We start from the raw sequence: 16,373 nt of genomic DNA on the forward strand, positions 1-16,373 counted from the left end.
ATCCAGCGGCCATGAGTAACGGCGTCAGTACCTCGACCGACAAGATCATCGTGGACAAATCGCGCAGCCATCGCAACAAGGCTGTGTCGAAAACCGTTCGCGCGACTCGGGAACGGCTTCAATCCAGCGCCAACGGCAACGACCTCTTCGACCGCGACATGCTGACCATGCATGTCAATGCCGTGCTGCAGGGCGCATCCGTCATGCCGCTCTTCATCGTGCTGGTGACGGCGATCGGCGTCTATCTGAACCCGGATGCCAGCCTCTTCGGCTGGGCGCTGATGATGCTCAGCCTCCATGCGGTCAACGTGCTCCTGGCGCGGCGCGCAAGCCGCAAGGAAATCGCCGCGATCGACATCCGGAAATGGCGCAGGCGGCTGCTCGTCGCACAGGTCCTGGTCGGCTGCGGCTGGGCGATCTTCGCGCTCCAGAGCTGCGACACCTGCTCCGGCGACGGCTACTATTTCTACAAGGGCGCGGTGCTGCTCTTCGCGATCTCGATCACGGCGATGAGCAGCTTCATGCTGCGCCTCGGCGTGCTCTTCGGCTTCCTGCCGATGATCGCGGCGCTGCTTGCCACCGCCGTCCTTTCGCGGCATGCGCTCGACATCGGCATGACGGGCATGTGCGCGACCGCCGTGGTCTTCTTCCACTATATCGCCGACCGGCTCTACCGCTCCAACCTGACGCTGATGTCCTATCAGTCGGAAAAGGACGACCTGATCGCCGAGCTGGAAGTAGCAAAGTCCATGTCGGACGAGGCGCGCCGCCGCGCCGAGGAAGCGAACCTCGCCAAATCCCGCTTCCTCGCCTCCATGTCGCACGAGCTTCGCACGCCGCTCAACGCCATCCTCGGCTTTTCCGAGGTGATGAATTCCGAAGTGCTCGGACCGCTTTCGAACCCGACCTACAAGGAATATGCCGGCGACATCCATCGATCCGGCCAGCATCTCCTCAACCTGATCAACGAGATCCTCGACCTGTCGCGCATCGAGGCCGGCCGCTACGACCTCAGCGAAGAGGCGCTGTCGCTCCTGGAAGTCGCGGAAGATTGCATCGGCATGGTGCAGCTTCGCGCGAGCGGCAAGAACATCGCCATCCGCGAACAGTTCGAACAGCATCTGCCGCAGGTCTGGGCGGACGAGAAGTCCCTCCGCCAGGTCTTGCTGAACCTGCTCTCCAATGCGGTCAAGTTCACGCCGCAGGGCGGCGAAGTCACCGTCAAGGTCGGCTGGACGGCCGGCGGCGGACAGTATGTGGCGATCAAGGACAATGGTCCCGGCATTCCGGAGGAGGAAATCCCCGTCGTGCTTTCGGCCTTCGGCCAGGGTTCGATCGCCATCAAGAGCGCCGAACAGGGCACCGGCCTTGGCCTTCCGATCGTTCAGGCGATCCTCGCCAAGCACGACGGCCAGTTCATCCTCCGCTCGAAGCTGCGCGAAGGCACGGAAGCGATCGCCATCCTGCCGGCGACCCGGGTACTGCAGAGCGTTCCGGCCGTCGCCGACGCGCCGGCGGTCGAGCGCCGCCGCCGGAGTTTTGCCTGAGGGACTCGACCGCGGCCGGGACCTTTTGCGGATGCACTTATTCGTGCATAATGCCCGCATGACAAAACTTCTCGACCGCGCCATCGAAGCCGCTAAGGAACTTCCTGCCGAAATGCAGGATGAGATTGCCGGTATTCTTCTGAGATTGATCGGCGACGATGGGGGCGAAGTCTATCAGCTTACACCGGAGGAAGAGGCCGATCTCGATGAGGCCGACCGGGAGATCGAACGCGGAGAAATTGCCACAGAAGAAGAAGTTCGGGCAATGTGGGCCAGGTATGGCCTGTGAAACTCCGTTATACGGCTCAAGCACTTCGTGAAATCGACAGCGCGATCTCCTACATTGGTGAGAGATCCCCGGATGGCGCCCGAAATGTGGCTAAACGCTTTCGGGAGATACTGACATTCCTGGAAGAACGGCCGTATGCCGGAGTCGCCACCGGGAAAAAGAACACGCGGCGTTTCTTTCTCAAGCCTTATCCCTACATTGTCTATTATCGCATTCACACGGATGAAGTCATAATCCAGCGGTTCCGTCATACGTCCCGCAAAGGCCGGTGAGTCTCAGCCAGTTACAGCCAAACGCTTCTCGCCACCACATAAAGCGCGAAAAACCCGTTGGCGCAAAGCAGGCAGAAGACCGCGAAAGAACCCAGGTCCTTCGCATGCCGGCCGACGGTGGAGATTTCCGGCGAGATGCGGTCGACAAGCTCCTCGATCGCCGTATTCAGCGATTCCACACCGAACAGCACCAGCATCAGGATGACATAGACGAGGTAGTCGGCCGGTCCGGCGCCGACGATCACGAAGAGGACGAGCCCGGCCGCAAAGGCGATCACCTCGTGCCGGAAGGCCTCCTCCCGCCACAGCCTCGCCAGCCCCTGCATCGAATAGCGTGTCGCGGCGATGATCCGGCGGATGCCGCTCGCCCTTTCGATATCGCTGTCGAGCGGGGTCTTTTCCATGGCGTCAATGGCTCTCGCCGGAGCTCTTGTTGCTGACGCCCGCCTGCTCGAAAGTCGCCATGCCGGAATGGCAGGCCGCCGCCGCCTTGACGATGCCGGCCGCGAGCGCCGCGCCCGTTCCCTCGCCGAGCCGCATGCCGAGCGCCAGAAGCGGCGTCTTGCCGAGCTTCTCGATGGCGCGCAGATGCCCCGGCTCGCCGGAGACATGGCCGATCAGGCAATGGTCGAGCGCTGCCGGATTGGCGGCTTTCAGGATCGAGGCGGCGGCCGTCACCACGTAGCCGTCGAGCAATACCGGAATCTTCTCCACGCGGGCGGCAAGGATGGCGCCGGCGATCGCCGCGACCTCGCGGCCGCCGAGGCGGCGAAGCACTTCCAGGGGATCGGACAGATGGTCCTTGTGGAATTCGACCGCCTGTTTGACGACTGCGATCTTGCGCTCCAGAAGCTGCCCATGCGAGCCGGTACCGGGGCCGACCCAATCCTCCGCCTCGCCGCCATAGAGCGCAAGGTTGATCGCCGCGGCGACCGTCGTGTTGCCGATCCCCATCTCGCCGATGCACAGAAGGTCGGTGCCGCCGGCGATCGCCTCCATGCCGAAGGCCATGGTCGCGGCGCAGTCGCGCTCGGAAAGCGCCGCCTCCGTCGCGATATCCCCGGTCGGATAGTCGAGCGCCAGGTCGAAGATCTTCAAGCCCAGGTCGTGGGTCACGCAGATCTGGTTGATCGCCGCCCCGCCGGCTGCGAAATTCTCCACCATCTGCTGTGTCACCGAGGAGGGATAAGGCGTGATGCCGTGCCGCGTCACGCCATGATTGCCGGCGAAGATCGCCACGAGCGGCCGGTTGACGGCCGGCGCCCTTCCCGTCCAGGCGGCGAGCCAGAAGGCGATCTCCTCCAGCCGTCCCAGCGCGCCCGGCGGCTTGGTGAGCTGTGCGTCGCGCTCGCGCGCCGCCACCAGCGCCCGCGCATCCGGTCCCGGGAGATTTTGCAGCAGAACACGGAAATCGTCGAAAGGCAGGCCGCTCACGCTCATCTGAAGTCTCTCTATGTCTCGATCGGAAAACTTGTGTTTCCCGGCAAATCGCGCTTCTGTGCGCTTCTCATAGTCGGGTCAGCACGGAGGGACAACTGCCAAACGCGACGGAATTCATTGCGGACCTCGCCCGCTCGGTCGGTTTCCTGAGCCGCCTGCCGGTGCCGGACCGGTTCTTCCGCGGCCATGACGGCACGATCTCGCGCGCCGTGCGCGCCTTTCCGGTCGCCGGGCTGATCATCGCGATCGTCCCCGCCCTCCTCATGCTCCTGCTGCAATCCGGCGATCCCCTGGTCGCGAGCCTGATCACGCTCTCGCTCATGACGCTGCTTACCGGCGGGCTGCACGAGGACGGACTGGCGGATGCGGCCGACGGGCTCGGCGGCGGGCGCGACAGCGAGCACGCGCTGGCGATCATGAAGGACAGCCGGATCGGCAGCTATGGAGTCGTGGCGCTCATCCTCTCCTTCGGGCTTCGGGCCGGCTCCCTTGCCGCCCTCGCCCGCCACGAGCCGGCAGCCGCCGCCCTTGCCCTGCTTGCCGCGGCAGCCTTCAGCCGCGCCGTCATGGTCGCCCATTGGCATGCGCTTCCCTCCGCCCGGGAAAGCGGCGTGGCGGCCGGCGCCGGCCTGCCGGAGGAAAGCGCCCGCAACCTGGCACTCCTCATCGGCGTTGCCGCGGCCGCCGTCCTCGCCGTGCCGGTCCTTGGCGTGCCCAAGTTGCTGCTGTCGCTCATCGCCGCGGCTGCCGCCGGTTTCGGCTTCACCCGCCTCGTCCGGAGAAAGCTCGGCGGCCATACGGGCGATACGATCGGCGCCACACAACAGATAAGCGAGATCGTGATGCTCGCCAGTCTTGCTCTCGTCGCCTAGAATCTCGATATATTCCTGCATGATCTCGCCCTGCATCCTCGTCTGCTCCATCGACATGAAGACCGGCTACTGTTTCGGCTGCGGACGCACGCGCGAAGAAATCGCCGCCTGGATGGATTATTCCGACATGGAGCGCCGCGAACTCATGGACATCCTGCCGGCCCGTCTCGAAACGGTGGAACGCCGGCCCCGGCGCGAAACGCGCAGGTCGCGCATGGCTCGGGAGCGGGCTCGGGAGCAGAACGACGCATGAACGCGCTCACCATCATCCTCGCCGTTCTCGGCATCGGGCTCCTGCTCCTCATCTTCAACCACGACACCGGCCAGACCTTCGGCATCGCCAACGACGATTTCGGCCGGATCATCTATCTCCTGCCGATCGCCGGCCTGCTTTCGGCCGGCATTCTCGCCGGCCGCCGCGGCAATGCCGGACAGGTGCTGCGCAACGTCGCCATATGGCTGCTGATCGCGCTCGGCCTCGTCGCCGCCTATCTCTACCGCGACGACGCCCGCAATGTCGGCGCCCGCATGGTGGCGGGCCTGCTGCCCGGCACCGCAGTCGTCGTGACGACGAGCGAAGGCCGCGACGAGGTGATCATCCACAAGACGCGCGGCAGCCATTTCCAGACCAATGTCCGCATCGACGGCAAGGTACTGCCGATGCTGGTCGATACCGGCGCCAGCACCGTCGTGCTCTCCTATGACGACGCCCGCGCCGTCGGCATCGATCCGCAGGACCTGAACTATACCGTCAGCGTCATGACCGCCAACGGCCGGGCCATGGCCGCGCCGGTCCGCCTCGAAGAGGTCGCCATCGGCCCGATCGTGCGGCGGGGCATCCGCGCCATGGTGGCGCAGGAAGGCCAGTTGGAAGAAAGCCTGCTCGGCATGAGCTTTCTCTCCACGCTCGGCTCGCTGCAGATGCAGACGGACGAGTTGAGGCTTCGCGACTGACGTTCAGCCGAAATCCATGACCGCTTCGGCCGGGCTCTCGCTCTTCTTCCGGAATTGGCTGGGCGGCGCGCCGATGATGCGCTTGAAGGCGCGGCTGAAGGAAGCCTCGGCATCGTAGCCCAGCCGCTCGGCGACGACGGAAACCCGCATTCCGTCCTTCAGCCATTGCCGCGCCTGGTGCATGCGCACCCGCGCCACATAGCGCGCCGGCGTCTCGCCCACCACCCGGAGAAACCGTTCGGCAAAGCCCGAGCGGGAAACGCCCATGATCCGCGCCAGCGCCGCGACGCTCCAGTCCCGGTCCGGCTCGAGGTGGATCGCAGCCAGCACGCGGCCGACATCCGGGTTGCGCACCGCGGCGATCCAGCCCGTCGTGTCGCCGCAGCCGTGTTCGACCCAGGTGCGGATGAGCGTCGCCGTCAGCACATCCGCCAGACGGGCCAGGATGCCGCCCGCTCCGACCCGGTCCAGCTCCACCTCGCGCGCCATCGCGTCCAGCAGATGCGGAATGGCCGGCTCGTTCTTGGAAAGCGCGCTGGTCAGCATCGCCTCCGGCATCATCTGCAGGAGCGGATGCAGCTTGTCCATGTTGAACCGCATGGACGCAGTGAAGGCGAGCGCCCCGCCCACGACATCGGCGCACTGCACGTCGAAAACGTCCTGGCACACTTCCTTGCGCCCGAACCGCGCGAACGGCGTCGGGGTCACGCCCGGCGTGCTCGCAAGCACATGGGCGTCGCCGCGCGGCAGAAGCACGGCGTCGCCGGCCTGCAGCGGCAGCCATTCGCCCGACGGCATCTGAACCCAGCAGCTGCCGCAGCCGATGAAGTGGAAACGCGCCGCCTCCTGCGCCGGAAAGGATGTCGCCCAGGGTTCGGCAAGCCGGCAGCGGCCGTATTCGACGCCGTCGAGCCTCAGGCCCCGCAGCATCTCGCTGAGCGGATCGGAAAAATCTTCCGGTTCTTTTTTGGACGATCTGTCAAGCATGTCGGATTTTCTAGCATAGAAACTACAGGCTGTCACGCCTAACTCTATGCCTCCTCCCAACATAGGAAACGACCATGACAGATTACACCCTGGAACAGGAAAGTCCGTCGTCCGACGCCAAGGGCAAGGCCGCATGGGATGCGGTCGTCTCTCTGACGCTCGGCGTCTTCGGCCTCGTCACCGCGGAATTCCTGCCCGCGAGCCTGCTCACCCCCATCTCCGCCGATCTCGGCATCAGTTCGGGCACGGCGGGGCAAACCGTCACGGTGACTGCCGTCGTGGCGGCCTTCGCCGGTCCCGGCATCGTCATTGGCACACGCAGCCTCAACCGGCGCTGGACGCTCTTCGGGCTGACGGCGCTGCTCATCATCTCCAGCGCATTGGCGGCGATCGCCAACGGCCTCCCCCTGCTTCTCCTGTCGCGCGTCCTGCTCGGCATCGGGCTCGGCGGCTTCTGGGCCATGTCGGGTGCGCTTGCCATGCGGCTGGTGCCCATGGACCTGCTGCCGCGGGCGATGGCGATCATCTTCACCGGCGTGTCGGTCGCAACCGTCACCGCCGCCCCGCTCGGCGCCTATATCGGCTCCACCCTCGGCTGGAGGGCCGCCTTCGCGCTGGCGGCCGCGGTCGGCGTGCTGGCGCTGCTGGCGCAGGCCGTCACCGTACCCTCGCTGCCGCCTGCCGGACATGCGGGCCTCGGCACGCTGGCCGCCGTCCTGAAGCGCCCGAAGATCCGCATCGGCCTCTTCGCCACCCTGTTCATCGTCGCAGGCCATTTCGCGGGCTTCACCTATATCCGTCCCTATCTGGAGGGAATCCCGCGGCTCGATGTCGAGATGGTCTCTCTCGTCCTGCTCGCCTTCGGCATCGGCGGCTTCTTCGGCAACATCGTCGGCGGCATGATCACGGAGCGCAGCGCCACCCTCGGCGTCGTGTTCGCCTCGAGCCTGATTGCGGTCGCCGCCGTCATCCTCGCCACGCTCGGGGCATCCGGCATGGCTTCGGCAGCGGCGGTCGCGCTATGGGGCTTCGCCTTCGGCGCATTGCCGGTCAGCATCCAGAGCTACATCACCCGCGCGGCCCCGGACGAGGCGGAAAGCGCCGGTGCCCTGCTGCTCACGACGTTCCAGATCGCCATTTCCAGCGGCGCCGTGCTCGGCGGCGTCCTGATCGATCTGCAGGGACCGATCGGCGTGATGTCCTTCCTCGGCGTCGCAAGCCTTCTTGGCGCCTCGGTCATGGTCGCCCGCGGCGGCCGCCAGGTGCAGCTCAGCCAGGGCTGACGGACGCAATACCGGCTGCGGTCAGTTCCGCAGCCGGTAGCCGGTCTTGAAGATCCAGCCGAGGATCGACAGGCAGATCGCCAGGAACAGTCCGATCATGCCGAGGCTGATCAGCGGATTGACGTCGGCGATCTCGTAAAAGCTCCAGCGGAAGCCGCTGACGAGGTAGAGCACCGGATTGAAATGGCTGACCGCCTGCCAGAAGGGCGGCAGCATGTCGATCGAATAGAAGCTGCCGCCGAGGAAAGTCAGCGGCGGCACGACCAGCATCGGCACGATGTTGAGCTGCTCGAAATTCTTCGCCCAGATGCCGATGATGAAGCCGAACAGGCTGAAGGTCACCGCCGTCAGCACCAGGAAGACGATCATCATGAACGGATGGGCGATCGATATATCGACGAAGAAGGAGGCGGTCGCGAGAATGATGAGGCCGATGATCAGCCCCTTGCTCGCCGCCGCTCCCACATAACCGATCAGGATTTCCGTCATGGCGACCGGCGCCGAAAGGATCTCGTAGATCGTGCCGGTGAATTTCGGGAAATAGATGCCGATCGAACCGTTGGCGATGCATTGCGTCAGGAGCGTCAGCATGATCAGCCCGGGCGTGATGAAGGAGCCGTAGGAGACGCCCTCGATCGTGTCGATACGCGAGCCGATCGCCGTGCCGAAGACGATGAAATAGAGCGAGGTGGTGATGACCGGCGAGATGACGCTCTGCAGGAGCGTGCGCCGCATGCGGGCCATCTCGAAGAAATAGATCGACTTGATCGCCTCGAAATTCATGCCTTTTCTCCCGCTTTTTCCCCGACGAGCGCGACGAAAATATCCTCGAGCGAGCTCTGCCGCGTGGAGAGGTCGCGGAAATGGATGTCCTCGGCGGCAAGCGCTGCAAGAAGCGAGGCGATGCTGCCCTGCCCTTCCTCGCCCTGATATTCGTGGACGAGCGCCGTGCCCTCGTCGGAAAGCGTCAGATTGTAGAGCGCCAGATTTTCCGGCAGCGCCTTCAGCGGTTCGGAGAGTTCGAGCCGAAGCTGCTTGCGTCCGAGCTTCTGCATCAGCGCCGTCTTCTCTTCGAGCAGCAGCAGCTTGCCGCCGTTGATGACGCCCACCCGGTCGGCGATCTCCTCCGCCTCCTCGATGTAATGGGTAGTGAGGATGATGGTGACGCCGTTTGCGCGCAGCTTCTCGACCACCTGCCACATCTCGCGGCGCAGATTCACGTCGACGCCGGCGGTCGGTTCGTCCAGGAAGAGGATCTTCGGCTCATGCGCCAGCGCCTTGGCGATCAGCACGCGCCGCTTCATGCCGCCGGAAAGCTCGCGCAGCATGTTGTCCTTCTTCGACCAGAGCGAGAGATCCTTCAAAATGCCTTCGATAAGCGCCGGGTTGGGCTTCTTGCCGTGGACGCCGCGGGAAAAGCCCACCGTATTCCAGACGGTCTCGAACATGTCGGTGGTCAGTTCCTGCGGCACGAGACCGATCATCTCGCGCGTCTTGCGGAAATCCTTGACCACGTCATGGTCCGCCACGAGCACCTTGCCGCCCGTCGGATTCACCAGTCCGCAGACGATCGAGATCAGCGTCGTCTTGCCGGCGCCGTTCGGCCCGAGCAGCGCCAGGATCTCGCCTTCCTCGATGTCGAGGTCGACGCCCTTCAGCGCCTGGAACCCGTTCTCGTAGGTCTTGGTGAGGTTTTTGATGGAAACGATGGGAGCCATGCTGAGCGGGTCTTTTCGTGGAATCGATTTGCCGAATTCGCCGCCAATATAGGTGTCGCAACCCGCCAGACCATCCCCGCAGGAAGAATATTGCGTTCGCTTTTCCTGACCAATCCGTTTCGGAGAGGAACCGGATGGGGCGCTCAGACCGGCCGGGCCCGGCCGGAGCCATCGGTCTCTCCTTGGGAGCCGTCGGAAAAGAAAGCGGGAGCGTCGCCGCGCCTGTCATCTTTCCGTGACGTTCATGCAGCATTGTTCCCGCCAGGCAAGCAACGGTCACGCCCCTACGCCGCACGCAACCTTCGCGCGACCGTCCATGACCAGAGCGTTTCAGATCCTCTCATTTCCGCTTGCCGCGTATGCATCGATTTTGAGTATGAGTTCTCGTTTTCGGAGGCACGGCTTCTCCCCGCGAACCCGTCTCCGCCCTTGCCGGCCTCCGCGCCGGCTTTTCTTTTTTATCTAGGCCGCTTGCTCTTTCCCGAATTCGGCACCGCATGCCGCCATGCCGTCTCCAGCGCATCCCTGAGATCGGCTTCTTCCAGTCGGGAAAGGATGGCCGTCGTCCACCCCTGCCGGCCCCAGGCGTTGGGGACCGGAAAGAAGGCGTCCGGCAGCATCATGCATTTGAACTGCTGCTCGTCGGGCGCGAACTTGAAATTCGCCGTCAGGCCGTCGGCGGCAAGCGTCACGTAGATGCGCTTCACCTTGAAGGCCGCCCGGTCGAAATGCGGTGCCTCTGCGGTTCCTTCGAGGGAAAGGGCCAAGCGGCGCAGCATGTCGGCGGTGGCCATGGTCGAACCTCAGCTGCAGTAGCGCCGGCCGGATTTGCGCGAGCGCAGGTCGAAGTGGAAGTGGTTCCAGTGCTCCGCATTGCTGCCCGGGCCAAGCACGGTATTGAAATATTTGCAGCTGTCGCTGCGCACCGCCTTCAGGAGCCCGCCCTCGCGGAAGGAGAAGAGGCCTTTCTTGCGCACGGAGATCGCGTGGCCGTCCTTCAGCACGATCTGCCCGATGTCGATCGCATTGCCCTTGGCGTGCTCGGACATCGGATTGTAGCGCTGGCGGCTGTTGTTCATGCGCCGGCAGGAATAGCCGCCCATGGGGACGATCCTCTTCACGCCGGTAAGATAACGCAGGCGGGCCGACGGCGCGAGTTCGTTCTTCACCCATCTGGCGAAGGCGAGCGTCGTCTGGCAGTTGAGCGTCACGGCCGGCTTGACGTCGATATTGCCCGAAAGGCCGGAAAGCTTGACGGGATAGTCGATGCCGCAGCTCGGACCCTGGGAAATGCGCGGCCGGTCCTCGAACTCGACACCGAGGCGGCGCAGTTCGGCGCGGCAGCTCACTTCGGATCTGGGCATGGCGCCCCGGAGCCAGGGCTGTTCGCGCTGGCTCATCGGGCCGCTGTCGTCGATGGGGCCGCGGTCGTTGACGGGATTGTCGGGCCGCAGCATCGCCACCTGCTGCGTGCCGGCGGGCGTACGGCTTGGCGGAACGACGCGCGAGCCGTCGCCCCAGGTCATGCCCGGAGGGATCACGCCCTGAGCTGCCATGCCGCCATTCCTGATGCCGCCCTGCAGGCCGGCGCCCTGCCGCTTCGGCGGCACGACGACGCGGCCGTCATCGGTCATGGGTTCGGAGATCGGCTGGCGGCGCGGCTGGAGGGCGACCGGATTGTCCGTGCCGATGCCGTCGACCACCGGCTGGTCGCCGACGCCCTCGGCGATATCGGAATCCTCTTCCTCGGCAAGCCCGGTGACATCGCTCTCGTCGGGACCGAAACCGAATTCGGCGTCCATGTTGACGCCCTCTTCCGGGATCGTCATCGGCCCGGCACCTGCCCCCGCCTGGTTGGCGGAGCCCTGCCGCGCCGACAGCCGCATCGCCTCGTCGCTGTCGATCATCGGCAGGCGGCCCTGGCGCGCGCCCTCACCCGTCTGCGGAACCGACGCCTGTTGCGAAGACGGCGCATCGAGCGGCGCGGACTGCACGGCCTCCGGCGCCCTCAGATAATGGCCGCCGTCATCGGGATAGCCGGAGCCGGCGGGGTTCGGCGCGTTCCTGTAATCGACGCCGCTCGCCTGCGAAACGGGCGCGGAGCTCATCCGGTAGGCCTGCTGCGAAACCGGCTCGGGCGGAACGTCGCGCATGGGCTCGATCGCCCCGACGCGCATGCCGTTGTCGATCGGCGCGGGCGGCACGAGATCCCCCGCGGAACAGGCAACCAGCATCGTCGAGACCATCAGCCAGGCCACGGCCCGCCGAGAAAGGGAAGCATACGCCATACCAGTTGCCACTCTTCCGGTGCCGAAATGACACAATCCAGGATTTTAGGGAAAGCCGGTAAACGAAAGCTTGCGCAAACAAGGCCTTTTCTGGGCCTTTTCGAGGGGCATGATTGCTCCAAAACGGCATGGCTGTCGCCTCGCGTCCCGGCAAAGAAAAACCCGCCGGAACCCATGGCTCAGGCGGGTCTTGTCTTTAGCCTCGGCCGTCAGGCGGCGCGGGGGCGGGACGCGGTACCGTAGGCGGCCCCGTTGCCGTCGTTGGCGAGCCGGAAGGCCGAAAGCAGGCCCTGCAGCTGCAGGCTCTGCTCGGCGAGCGTCTGGCTCGCCGCCGTGGTTTCCTCCACCATCGCGGCGTTCTGCTGGGTCATCTGGTCCATGTGGTTGACGGAGGAGTTGATCTCCTGCAGGCCCGTCGCCTGTTCGCGGGCGGCGGTGGCGATCGTCTCGACATGCGCGTTGACCCGCTCGACCAGCGTGGCGATCTCGACCAGCGCGTCGCCCGTGGAGCGTACCAGCGCGACGCCACCTTCCACCTCGCGGGCGGAATTGCCGATCAGTTCCTTAATCTCCTTGGCGGCGTTGGCGGAGCGCTGCGCGAGCTCCCGCACCTCCTGCGCCACGACCGCGAAACCCCGGCCCGCCTCGCCGGCGCGCGCCGCCTCGACGCCGGCATTCAGCGCCAGAAGGTTCGTCTGGAAGGCGATCTCGTCGATCACCGAGATGATCTGGTTGATCCGGTTCGAACTCTCCTCGATGCGGCCCATGGCGTCGATCGCGTTGCGGACGATCTGGCCCGAACGGCCGGCGCTCTCCTTCGTCTCGTTGACCATGGTGCGCGCCTCATGCGCCCGCTCCGACGCGGTGCGGACGGTGGCGGTGATCTCGTCGAGCGCTGCGGCGGTCTCCTCGAGCGAAGCCGCCTGCTGTTCGGTGCGCCTCGAAAGATTGCCCGTCGCGCCGGAAATGTCGGAGGCGCTGTCGCGCACCACCAGGCTCGTTTCGGCGATCGCACCGATCGCCCGGTGCAGCGAACCGACGGCCGCGTTGAAGTCGTGGCGAAGCTTCGCGTAATCCTCGCCGATATCGGCAAGCGTGACGGAAAGGTCGCCGTCCGCCAGGGCCTCCAGCGCCCGGCCGAGTTCGCCCATCGCCCGGGCCTGGCGTTCGGCCGCGGCCGCCATCGTCCGTTCGTTGCCGGAACGCTCGTCCGCCAGCGCGCGGGCCTGCTCGGCCTCGCGGGTCTGCAGTTCGGCGCGTTCCTCGACGCTGTCGCGCAGCACGACGAGCGCCCGCGCCATCTCGCCCATCTCGTTCTTCTGATCCGTGCAGGGCACGGCAACGCCCGCCTCGCCCGAGGCGATCGACTGCAGCACCTGCCTGATCTTGCCGATCGGACCCGTGACGCTTCTCACCACGAAGGCCGCGCCGCCGATCAGCACCAGGGCGCCGACGCCGAAGATCGAGGCGAAGTTGATCGCGTCGCGGCGGAACATGGCATGCAGGTCGTCCACATAGACGCCGGTGCCGACGATCCAGCCCCAGGGCGCGAAGCCCGCCACGTGCGAATATTTCTCGACCGGCTGTTCGGCGCCCGGCTTCGGCCAGTAGTAATCGACGAAGCCCTTGCCGCTCGCGCTCGCCTTGACTGTGTTGACGAATTCCACGAACAGGAACTTGCCGTTCGGGTCCTTGTCGCCGGAAAGATCCTTGCCGTTCATCTCCGGCTTGATCGGATGCATGACCATGCGCGGCAGCATGTCGTTGATCCAGAAATAGCCCGTGCCGTCGCCGTAGCGCATCACGGAGATGACCGCCTTGGCTTCGGCCTGCGCCGCGTCGCGGGTCATGGCGCCGGAGGCCTCCATCGCCTGGTATTTCTTCAGCACCGTCAGCGCGGCATCGTTCATCTGCGCAAGGCCCGCCTTGCGTTCCCGCTCCGACGAGGCATAGCTCTGGATCAGGCTGAAGATCATCGCGCCGCCCAGGATGACGAGCGACAGAAGCACAAGGCAATAAAGACGCCAGGAAATGGTGAAGCGTTGCATGGTTACCCCCCTTGTTCGTATTCGCCTCAAATTCTAGCGATCGAAGGTTACCAGGTAGTGAAGTACCGCACCGGTCGCGCATAACGCGCATTAGTCCTGCCTAAACTTTTGACGGAAAACACTTTCTCCAGGAGAGTTTTCTTCTCTTCCCGGCACCGCTAGAGCGTTTCCTTGTTAGATTGAAGCATTCTGTTGGCTCAAACGGAGTCGGATGGTCGACCGGCTGGCGCAGGTCGTAGCCCAGCCCTACAGCCGAGCCAGCCGGTCGATCAGGCGGCCCGTTTCAGCCAACCCGCAGGGCCGGGCATCTTTCCGCCGGGATCAAAGGCGATCGGCTCGGACGTACCAACGGGTATGCCCTTCGCCAATCGCCTTTGCCCCAACGAAAACCTGCTCCGGCAGAATGCTTCAATCTAACAAGGAAACACTCTAGTCTCTTGGCGGGAGGAATCGCCCTGAAAACCGCCGAAGCAAGAGGGATAGCCATGACCGAAACCAAGAAGCCGACCGGCGAGCTGACGCTCCGCACGCTTGCCATGCCGGCGGATGCCAACGCGGCCGGAGACATCTTCGGCGGCTGGGTCATGGCCCAGATGGACCTCGCGAGCGGCATCCGCGCCGCCGAGCGCGCCCGCGGCCGCGTGGTGACGGCGGCGGTCAAGGAAATGGCCTTCGAGCTGCCGGTGAAGATCGGCGACACGCTCAACGTCTATACGGAGATCACCCGCGTCGGGCGCACGTCGATCACGCTTTCCGTCGAGGCCTGGGCGCACCGCGCCCGCTACCGGATCCTGGAAAAGGTCACCGCCGCGACCTTCATCATGGTGGCGCTCGACGAGGACGGCAAGCCGATGCCGGTCCCCGCGGAGGAATAAGGGAATGGACGCTCCGACCGCCGCGGAAACCTTCACCCATATCCGCATCGTGATGGGCATGGTGGTCAGCCTCAGCCTCGCGCGGCTCCTGAACGGGCTTGCCGGCATCGTGCAGCACCCCAACGCCGCCCGCATCTACGCCGTCCATCTCGGCTGGGTGGCGTTCATGTTTCTCTTCCTGGTGCATTTCTGGTGGTGGGAATACCGGCTGCACGGCCTGCCGATCATCGAGTTCACCACCTATCTGTTCCTGATCCTCTTCTGCGCGCTGTTCTTCTTCCTCTGCGCCCTCATCTTTCCCACCTCCATGCAGGATTACGACGGCTACGAGCATTATTTCATGTCGCGCCGGAAATGGTTCTTCGGCTTCCTTGCGGGAATGCTCGTCACCGACTTCGTCGATACCGCGCTGAAGGGCCGCGACTATTTCCTGTCGCTCGGCCCCGAATATCCGGCGCGCACCGCGCTCTATATCGTTCTCAGCCTGATCGCCGTGATGACGGCCAACCGGCGCTATCATGCGGTCTTCGTGATCTTCGCACTCGCCTACCAGTTCTACTGGATTTTCAGGGTCTACGACATCATGACCTGAGGCCGTCGCCACGACCCGTATCAGGCTCACCCTCTCAGATAGATCGACGACTTGTCGAAGGTGAGGCCCGGAAAGACCTTGGCGGTGAGATCGTCGGGATCGATGCCGAACTGCCGGTAGAGCATGGCGGCGGCGACCTCGCGCACGTCGCCGGTCGGCATCAGGTCGCGCCGGTCGAGCAGCCTGTCGTCGGAAAGGCCGGGCCACGTCCCCAGAACCTTGCCGCCCGGGACGGCGCCGCCGGCCAGAACCGCAAGCCCGCCGGTCCCGTGGTCGGTGCCGTTGGTGCCGTTCTCGCGGGCTGTCCGGCCGAACTCCGTCATCGCCAGTACCACGGTCTTTCTCCAGACGTCCTCGCCCATCGCGTCCTTCAGCGTGGTGATGGCGGCCGCCAGTCCATTCACCGCCTTTGCGAACTGCACCTTCTGGCCCACATGCGTGTCCCAGCCGTTGATCGAGAAGCTGGCGATCCGGTAGTCCTCGCGCAGCATGCCGCCGGCGAGCCGCGCCATGTCGGCAATGCCCGCCCCGCGCTTTTCGTCGCCATAGAGGGAATCGGCGGACATATCCGTCTTCTTCGCTTCGGCCATGGCCCGGGCAAAAGCCTCGTCGCCGGCATAAAGCCGGTCGAGGAAGGCGATCTCGTCGTCGGCGAGCGCGAAATTGCTCTGGCTCGACCAGGAATCCGCCTCGTTCGGGCCGCTGAGGATCAGTTCCATCGAGGTGTTGATGTCGATCGCCTTGCGGGCGTCGGAGCGGGGGATGACCGCGAGCGTCCGGTTGAGCCAGCCCGTGCGTTCGCTCTTGTCGTTACCGCCGGTCTCCAGCATGTCCTGCCCGTCGAAATGGCTGCGCTGGTCGCGATAGGGCGTGGAGACCGCGTGCACGAAGGAGAGCTCGCCCGCCCGCCACAGCGGCATCAGCGCCGACGCCGCCGGATTGAGGCCGAAGAATCCGTCGAGATCGAGGAGACCCGCGTCGGGCGTCAGCCCCAGCCTGGGCCGAAGCGCCGCATAGGCCGGATCGCCATAGGGCTGCACCAGGTCGAGCCCGTCCATGGCGCCGCGCAGGATGATCGTGACGAAACGGTTGTCGCCCGGCATGGCGGCGAAGGTCACCGGCGTGAGAACGGGCGCGGCGGCCGCGCAGCAGGCGCCCGCCAGGAAGCCGCGGCGGGACAACAGGAAGCTCTCTCGAAAGGTCATCGG

The 16,373-nt window shown here is 65.1% G+C and carries 17 protein-coding genes; 8 read left to right on the forward strand and 9 right to left on the reverse strand.

Going from position 1 to position 16,373, the window contains the following annotated elements:
* Positions 1-11: 11 nt before the first annotated feature.
* Positions 12-1,547, forward strand: a complete 1,536-nt coding sequence (locus QTA58_RS21525) for a HAMP domain-containing sensor histidine kinase (RefSeq protein WP_085424289.1) — start codon at positions 12-14, stop codon at positions 1,545-1,547.
* Between the two features lie 58 nt (positions 1,548-1,605).
* On the forward strand, positions 1,606-1,836 hold the full coding sequence (locus QTA58_RS21530; RefSeq protein ID WP_085425088.1) for a hypothetical protein: 231 nt from the start codon (positions 1,606-1,608) through the stop codon (positions 1,834-1,836).
* A gap of 283 nt (positions 1,837-2,119) precedes the next feature.
* Here the strand turns inward: QTA58_RS21530 and QTA58_RS21535 are convergent, their stop codons facing one another.
* Positions 2,120-2,512, reverse strand: a complete 393-nt coding sequence (locus QTA58_RS21535; RefSeq protein WP_289670756.1) for a diacylglycerol kinase — start codon at positions 2,510-2,512, stop codon at positions 2,120-2,122.
* A gap of 4 nt (positions 2,513-2,516) precedes the next feature.
* Positions 2,517-3,548, reverse strand: a complete 1,032-nt coding sequence (cobT, locus tag QTA58_RS21540) for a nicotinate-nucleotide--dimethylbenzimidazole phosphoribosyltransferase (protein ID WP_289670758.1) — start codon at positions 3,546-3,548, stop codon at positions 2,517-2,519.
* Between the two features lie 95 nt (positions 3,549-3,643).
* Here cobT and QTA58_RS21545 point away from each other — a divergent pair, with 95 nt between their 5' ends.
* The 3 genes from QTA58_RS21545 to QTA58_RS21555 are packed head-to-tail and all read left to right on the forward strand — an operon-like array spanning position 3,644 to position 5,374.
* Positions 3,644-4,420 (forward strand): adenosylcobinamide-GDP ribazoletransferase, encoded by a 777-nt coding sequence (locus QTA58_RS21545; RefSeq protein WP_289673267.1) that lies wholly within the window; start codon positions 3,644-3,646, stop codon positions 4,418-4,420.
* Between the two features lie 19 nt (positions 4,421-4,439).
* Complete coding sequence (locus QTA58_RS21550; protein ID WP_289670759.1) at positions 4,440-4,673, forward strand: DUF1289 domain-containing protein; 234 nt, start codon at positions 4,440-4,442, stop codon at positions 4,671-4,673.
* Positions 4,670-5,374 carry a TIGR02281 family clan AA aspartic protease gene (locus tag QTA58_RS21555; RefSeq protein WP_085424283.1) on the forward strand — a complete coding sequence of 235 codons (705 nt, stop codon included), beginning with the start codon at positions 4,670-4,672 and terminating at the stop codon, positions 5,372-5,374. The genes QTA58_RS21550 and QTA58_RS21555 overlap by 4 nt, the downstream gene beginning before the upstream one ends.
* Positions 5,375-5,377: 3 nt before the next feature.
* On the opposite strand, the gene QTA58_RS21560 is transcribed toward QTA58_RS21555, so the two are convergent.
* Positions 5,378-6,361 carry an AraC family transcriptional regulator gene (locus QTA58_RS21560; protein ID WP_085424282.1) on the reverse strand — a complete coding sequence of 328 codons (984 nt, stop codon included), beginning with the start codon at positions 6,359-6,361 and terminating at the stop codon, positions 5,378-5,380.
* 74 nt (positions 6,362-6,435) lie between these two features.
* On the opposite strand from QTA58_RS21560, the gene QTA58_RS21565 reads away from it, so the two are divergent.
* A complete protein-coding gene (locus QTA58_RS21565; RefSeq protein ID WP_289670760.1) occupies positions 6,436-7,644 on the forward strand; it encodes an MFS transporter in 1,209 nt (402 codons plus the stop codon).
* 21 nt (positions 7,645-7,665) lie between these two features.
* On the opposite strand, the gene QTA58_RS21570 is transcribed toward QTA58_RS21565, so the two are convergent.
* The 5 genes from QTA58_RS21570 to QTA58_RS21590 form a co-directional block, all read right to left on the reverse strand.
* On the reverse strand, positions 7,666-8,427 hold the full coding sequence (locus QTA58_RS21570; RefSeq protein ID WP_085424280.1) for an ABC transporter permease: 762 nt from the start codon (positions 8,425-8,427) through the stop codon (positions 7,666-7,668).
* Complete coding sequence (locus tag QTA58_RS21575) at positions 8,424-9,362, reverse strand: ABC transporter ATP-binding protein (protein WP_289670763.1); 939 nt, start codon at positions 9,360-9,362, stop codon at positions 8,424-8,426. The genes QTA58_RS21570 and QTA58_RS21575 overlap by 4 nt, the downstream gene beginning before the upstream one ends.
* Before the next feature lie 458 nt (positions 9,363-9,820).
* On the reverse strand, positions 9,821-10,156 hold the full coding sequence (locus QTA58_RS21580; protein ID WP_289670764.1) for an MmcQ/YjbR family DNA-binding protein: 336 nt from the start codon (positions 10,154-10,156) through the stop codon (positions 9,821-9,823).
* Positions 10,157-10,165: 9 nt separating this feature from the next.
* The gene (locus QTA58_RS21585; protein WP_289670766.1) at positions 10,166-11,650 is read right to left on the reverse strand and encodes an extensin family protein; all 1,485 of its coding nucleotides are present in this window, start codon (positions 11,648-11,650) and stop codon (positions 10,166-10,168) included.
* Between the two features lie 209 nt (positions 11,651-11,859).
* A complete protein-coding gene (locus tag QTA58_RS21590) occupies positions 11,860-13,698 on the reverse strand; it encodes a methyl-accepting chemotaxis protein (protein ID WP_289670767.1) in 1,839 nt (612 codons plus the stop codon).
* A gap of 485 nt (positions 13,699-14,183) precedes the next feature.
* On the opposite strand from QTA58_RS21590, the gene QTA58_RS21595 reads away from it, so the two are divergent.
* A complete protein-coding gene (locus QTA58_RS21595) occupies positions 14,184-14,573 on the forward strand; it encodes an acyl-CoA thioesterase (protein WP_085424276.1) in 390 nt (129 codons plus the stop codon).
* A gap of 4 nt (positions 14,574-14,577) precedes the next feature.
* Positions 14,578-15,165, forward strand: coding sequence for a hypothetical protein (locus tag QTA58_RS21600; protein ID WP_289670770.1), 588 nt, complete (start codon positions 14,578-14,580; stop codon positions 15,163-15,165).
* Positions 15,166-15,191: 26 nt separating this feature from the next.
* Here QTA58_RS21600 and QTA58_RS21605 read toward each other — a convergent pair whose 3' ends face one another.
* A complete protein-coding gene (locus tag QTA58_RS21605; RefSeq protein ID WP_289670772.1) occupies positions 15,192-16,370 on the reverse strand; it encodes a DUF1501 domain-containing protein in 1,179 nt (392 codons plus the stop codon).
* Between the last annotated feature and the right edge of the window lie 3 nt (positions 16,371-16,373).

It is taken from the genome of Neorhizobium sp. CSC1952 (assembly GCF_030378245.1).
GTDB classification, from domain to species: domain Bacteria; phylum Pseudomonadota; class Alphaproteobacteria; order Rhizobiales; family Rhizobiaceae; genus Neorhizobium; species Neorhizobium oryzae_A.

Coding starts and splice junctions, on each gene's coding strand:
- QTA58_RS21525 (WP_085424289.1), top strand. CDS start 12: ATGAGTAACGGCGTCAGTACCTCGACCGACAAGATCATCGTGGACAAA.
- QTA58_RS21530 (WP_085425088.1), top strand. CDS start 1,606: ATGACAAAACTTCTCGACCGCGCCATCGAAGCCGCTAAGGAACTTCCT.
- QTA58_RS21535 (WP_289670756.1), bottom strand. CDS start 2,512: ATGGAAAAGACCCCGCTCGACAGCGATATCGAAAGGGCGAGCGGCATC.
- cobT (WP_289670758.1), bottom strand. CDS start 3,548: ATGAGCGTGAGCGGCCTGCCTTTCGACGATTTCCGTGTTCTGCTGCAA.
- QTA58_RS21550 (WP_289670759.1), top strand. CDS start 4,440: ATGATCTCGCCCTGCATCCTCGTCTGCTCCATCGACATGAAGACCGGC.
- QTA58_RS21555 (WP_085424283.1), top strand. CDS start 4,670: ATGAACGCGCTCACCATCATCCTCGCCGTTCTCGGCATCGGGCTCCTG.
- QTA58_RS21560 (WP_085424282.1), bottom strand. CDS start 6,361: ATGCTTGACAGATCGTCCAAAAAAGAACCGGAAGATTTTTCCGATCCG.
- QTA58_RS21565 (WP_289670760.1), top strand. CDS start 6,436: ATGACAGATTACACCCTGGAACAGGAAAGTCCGTCGTCCGACGCCAAG.
- QTA58_RS21570 (WP_085424280.1), bottom strand. CDS start 8,427: ATGAATTTCGAGGCGATCAAGTCGATCTATTTCTTCGAGATGGCCCGC.
- QTA58_RS21575 (WP_289670763.1), bottom strand. CDS start 9,362: ATGGCTCCCATCGTTTCCATCAAAAACCTCACCAAGACCTACGAGAAC.
- QTA58_RS21580 (WP_289670764.1), bottom strand. CDS start 10,156: ATGGCCACCGCCGACATGCTGCGCCGCTTGGCCCTTTCCCTCGAAGGA.
- QTA58_RS21585 (WP_289670766.1), bottom strand. CDS start 11,650: ATGGCGTATGCTTCCCTTTCTCGGCGGGCCGTGGCCTGGCTGATGGTC.
- QTA58_RS21590 (WP_289670767.1), bottom strand. CDS start 13,698: ATGCAACGCTTCACCATTTCCTGGCGTCTTTATTGCCTTGTGCTTCTG.
- QTA58_RS21595 (WP_085424276.1), top strand. CDS start 14,184: ATGACCGAAACCAAGAAGCCGACCGGCGAGCTGACGCTCCGCACGCTT.
- QTA58_RS21600 (WP_289670770.1), top strand. CDS start 14,578: ATGGACGCTCCGACCGCCGCGGAAACCTTCACCCATATCCGCATCGTG.
- QTA58_RS21605 (WP_289670772.1), bottom strand. CDS start 16,370: ATGACCTTTCGAGAGAGCTTCCTGTTGTCCCGCCGCGGCTTCCTGGCG.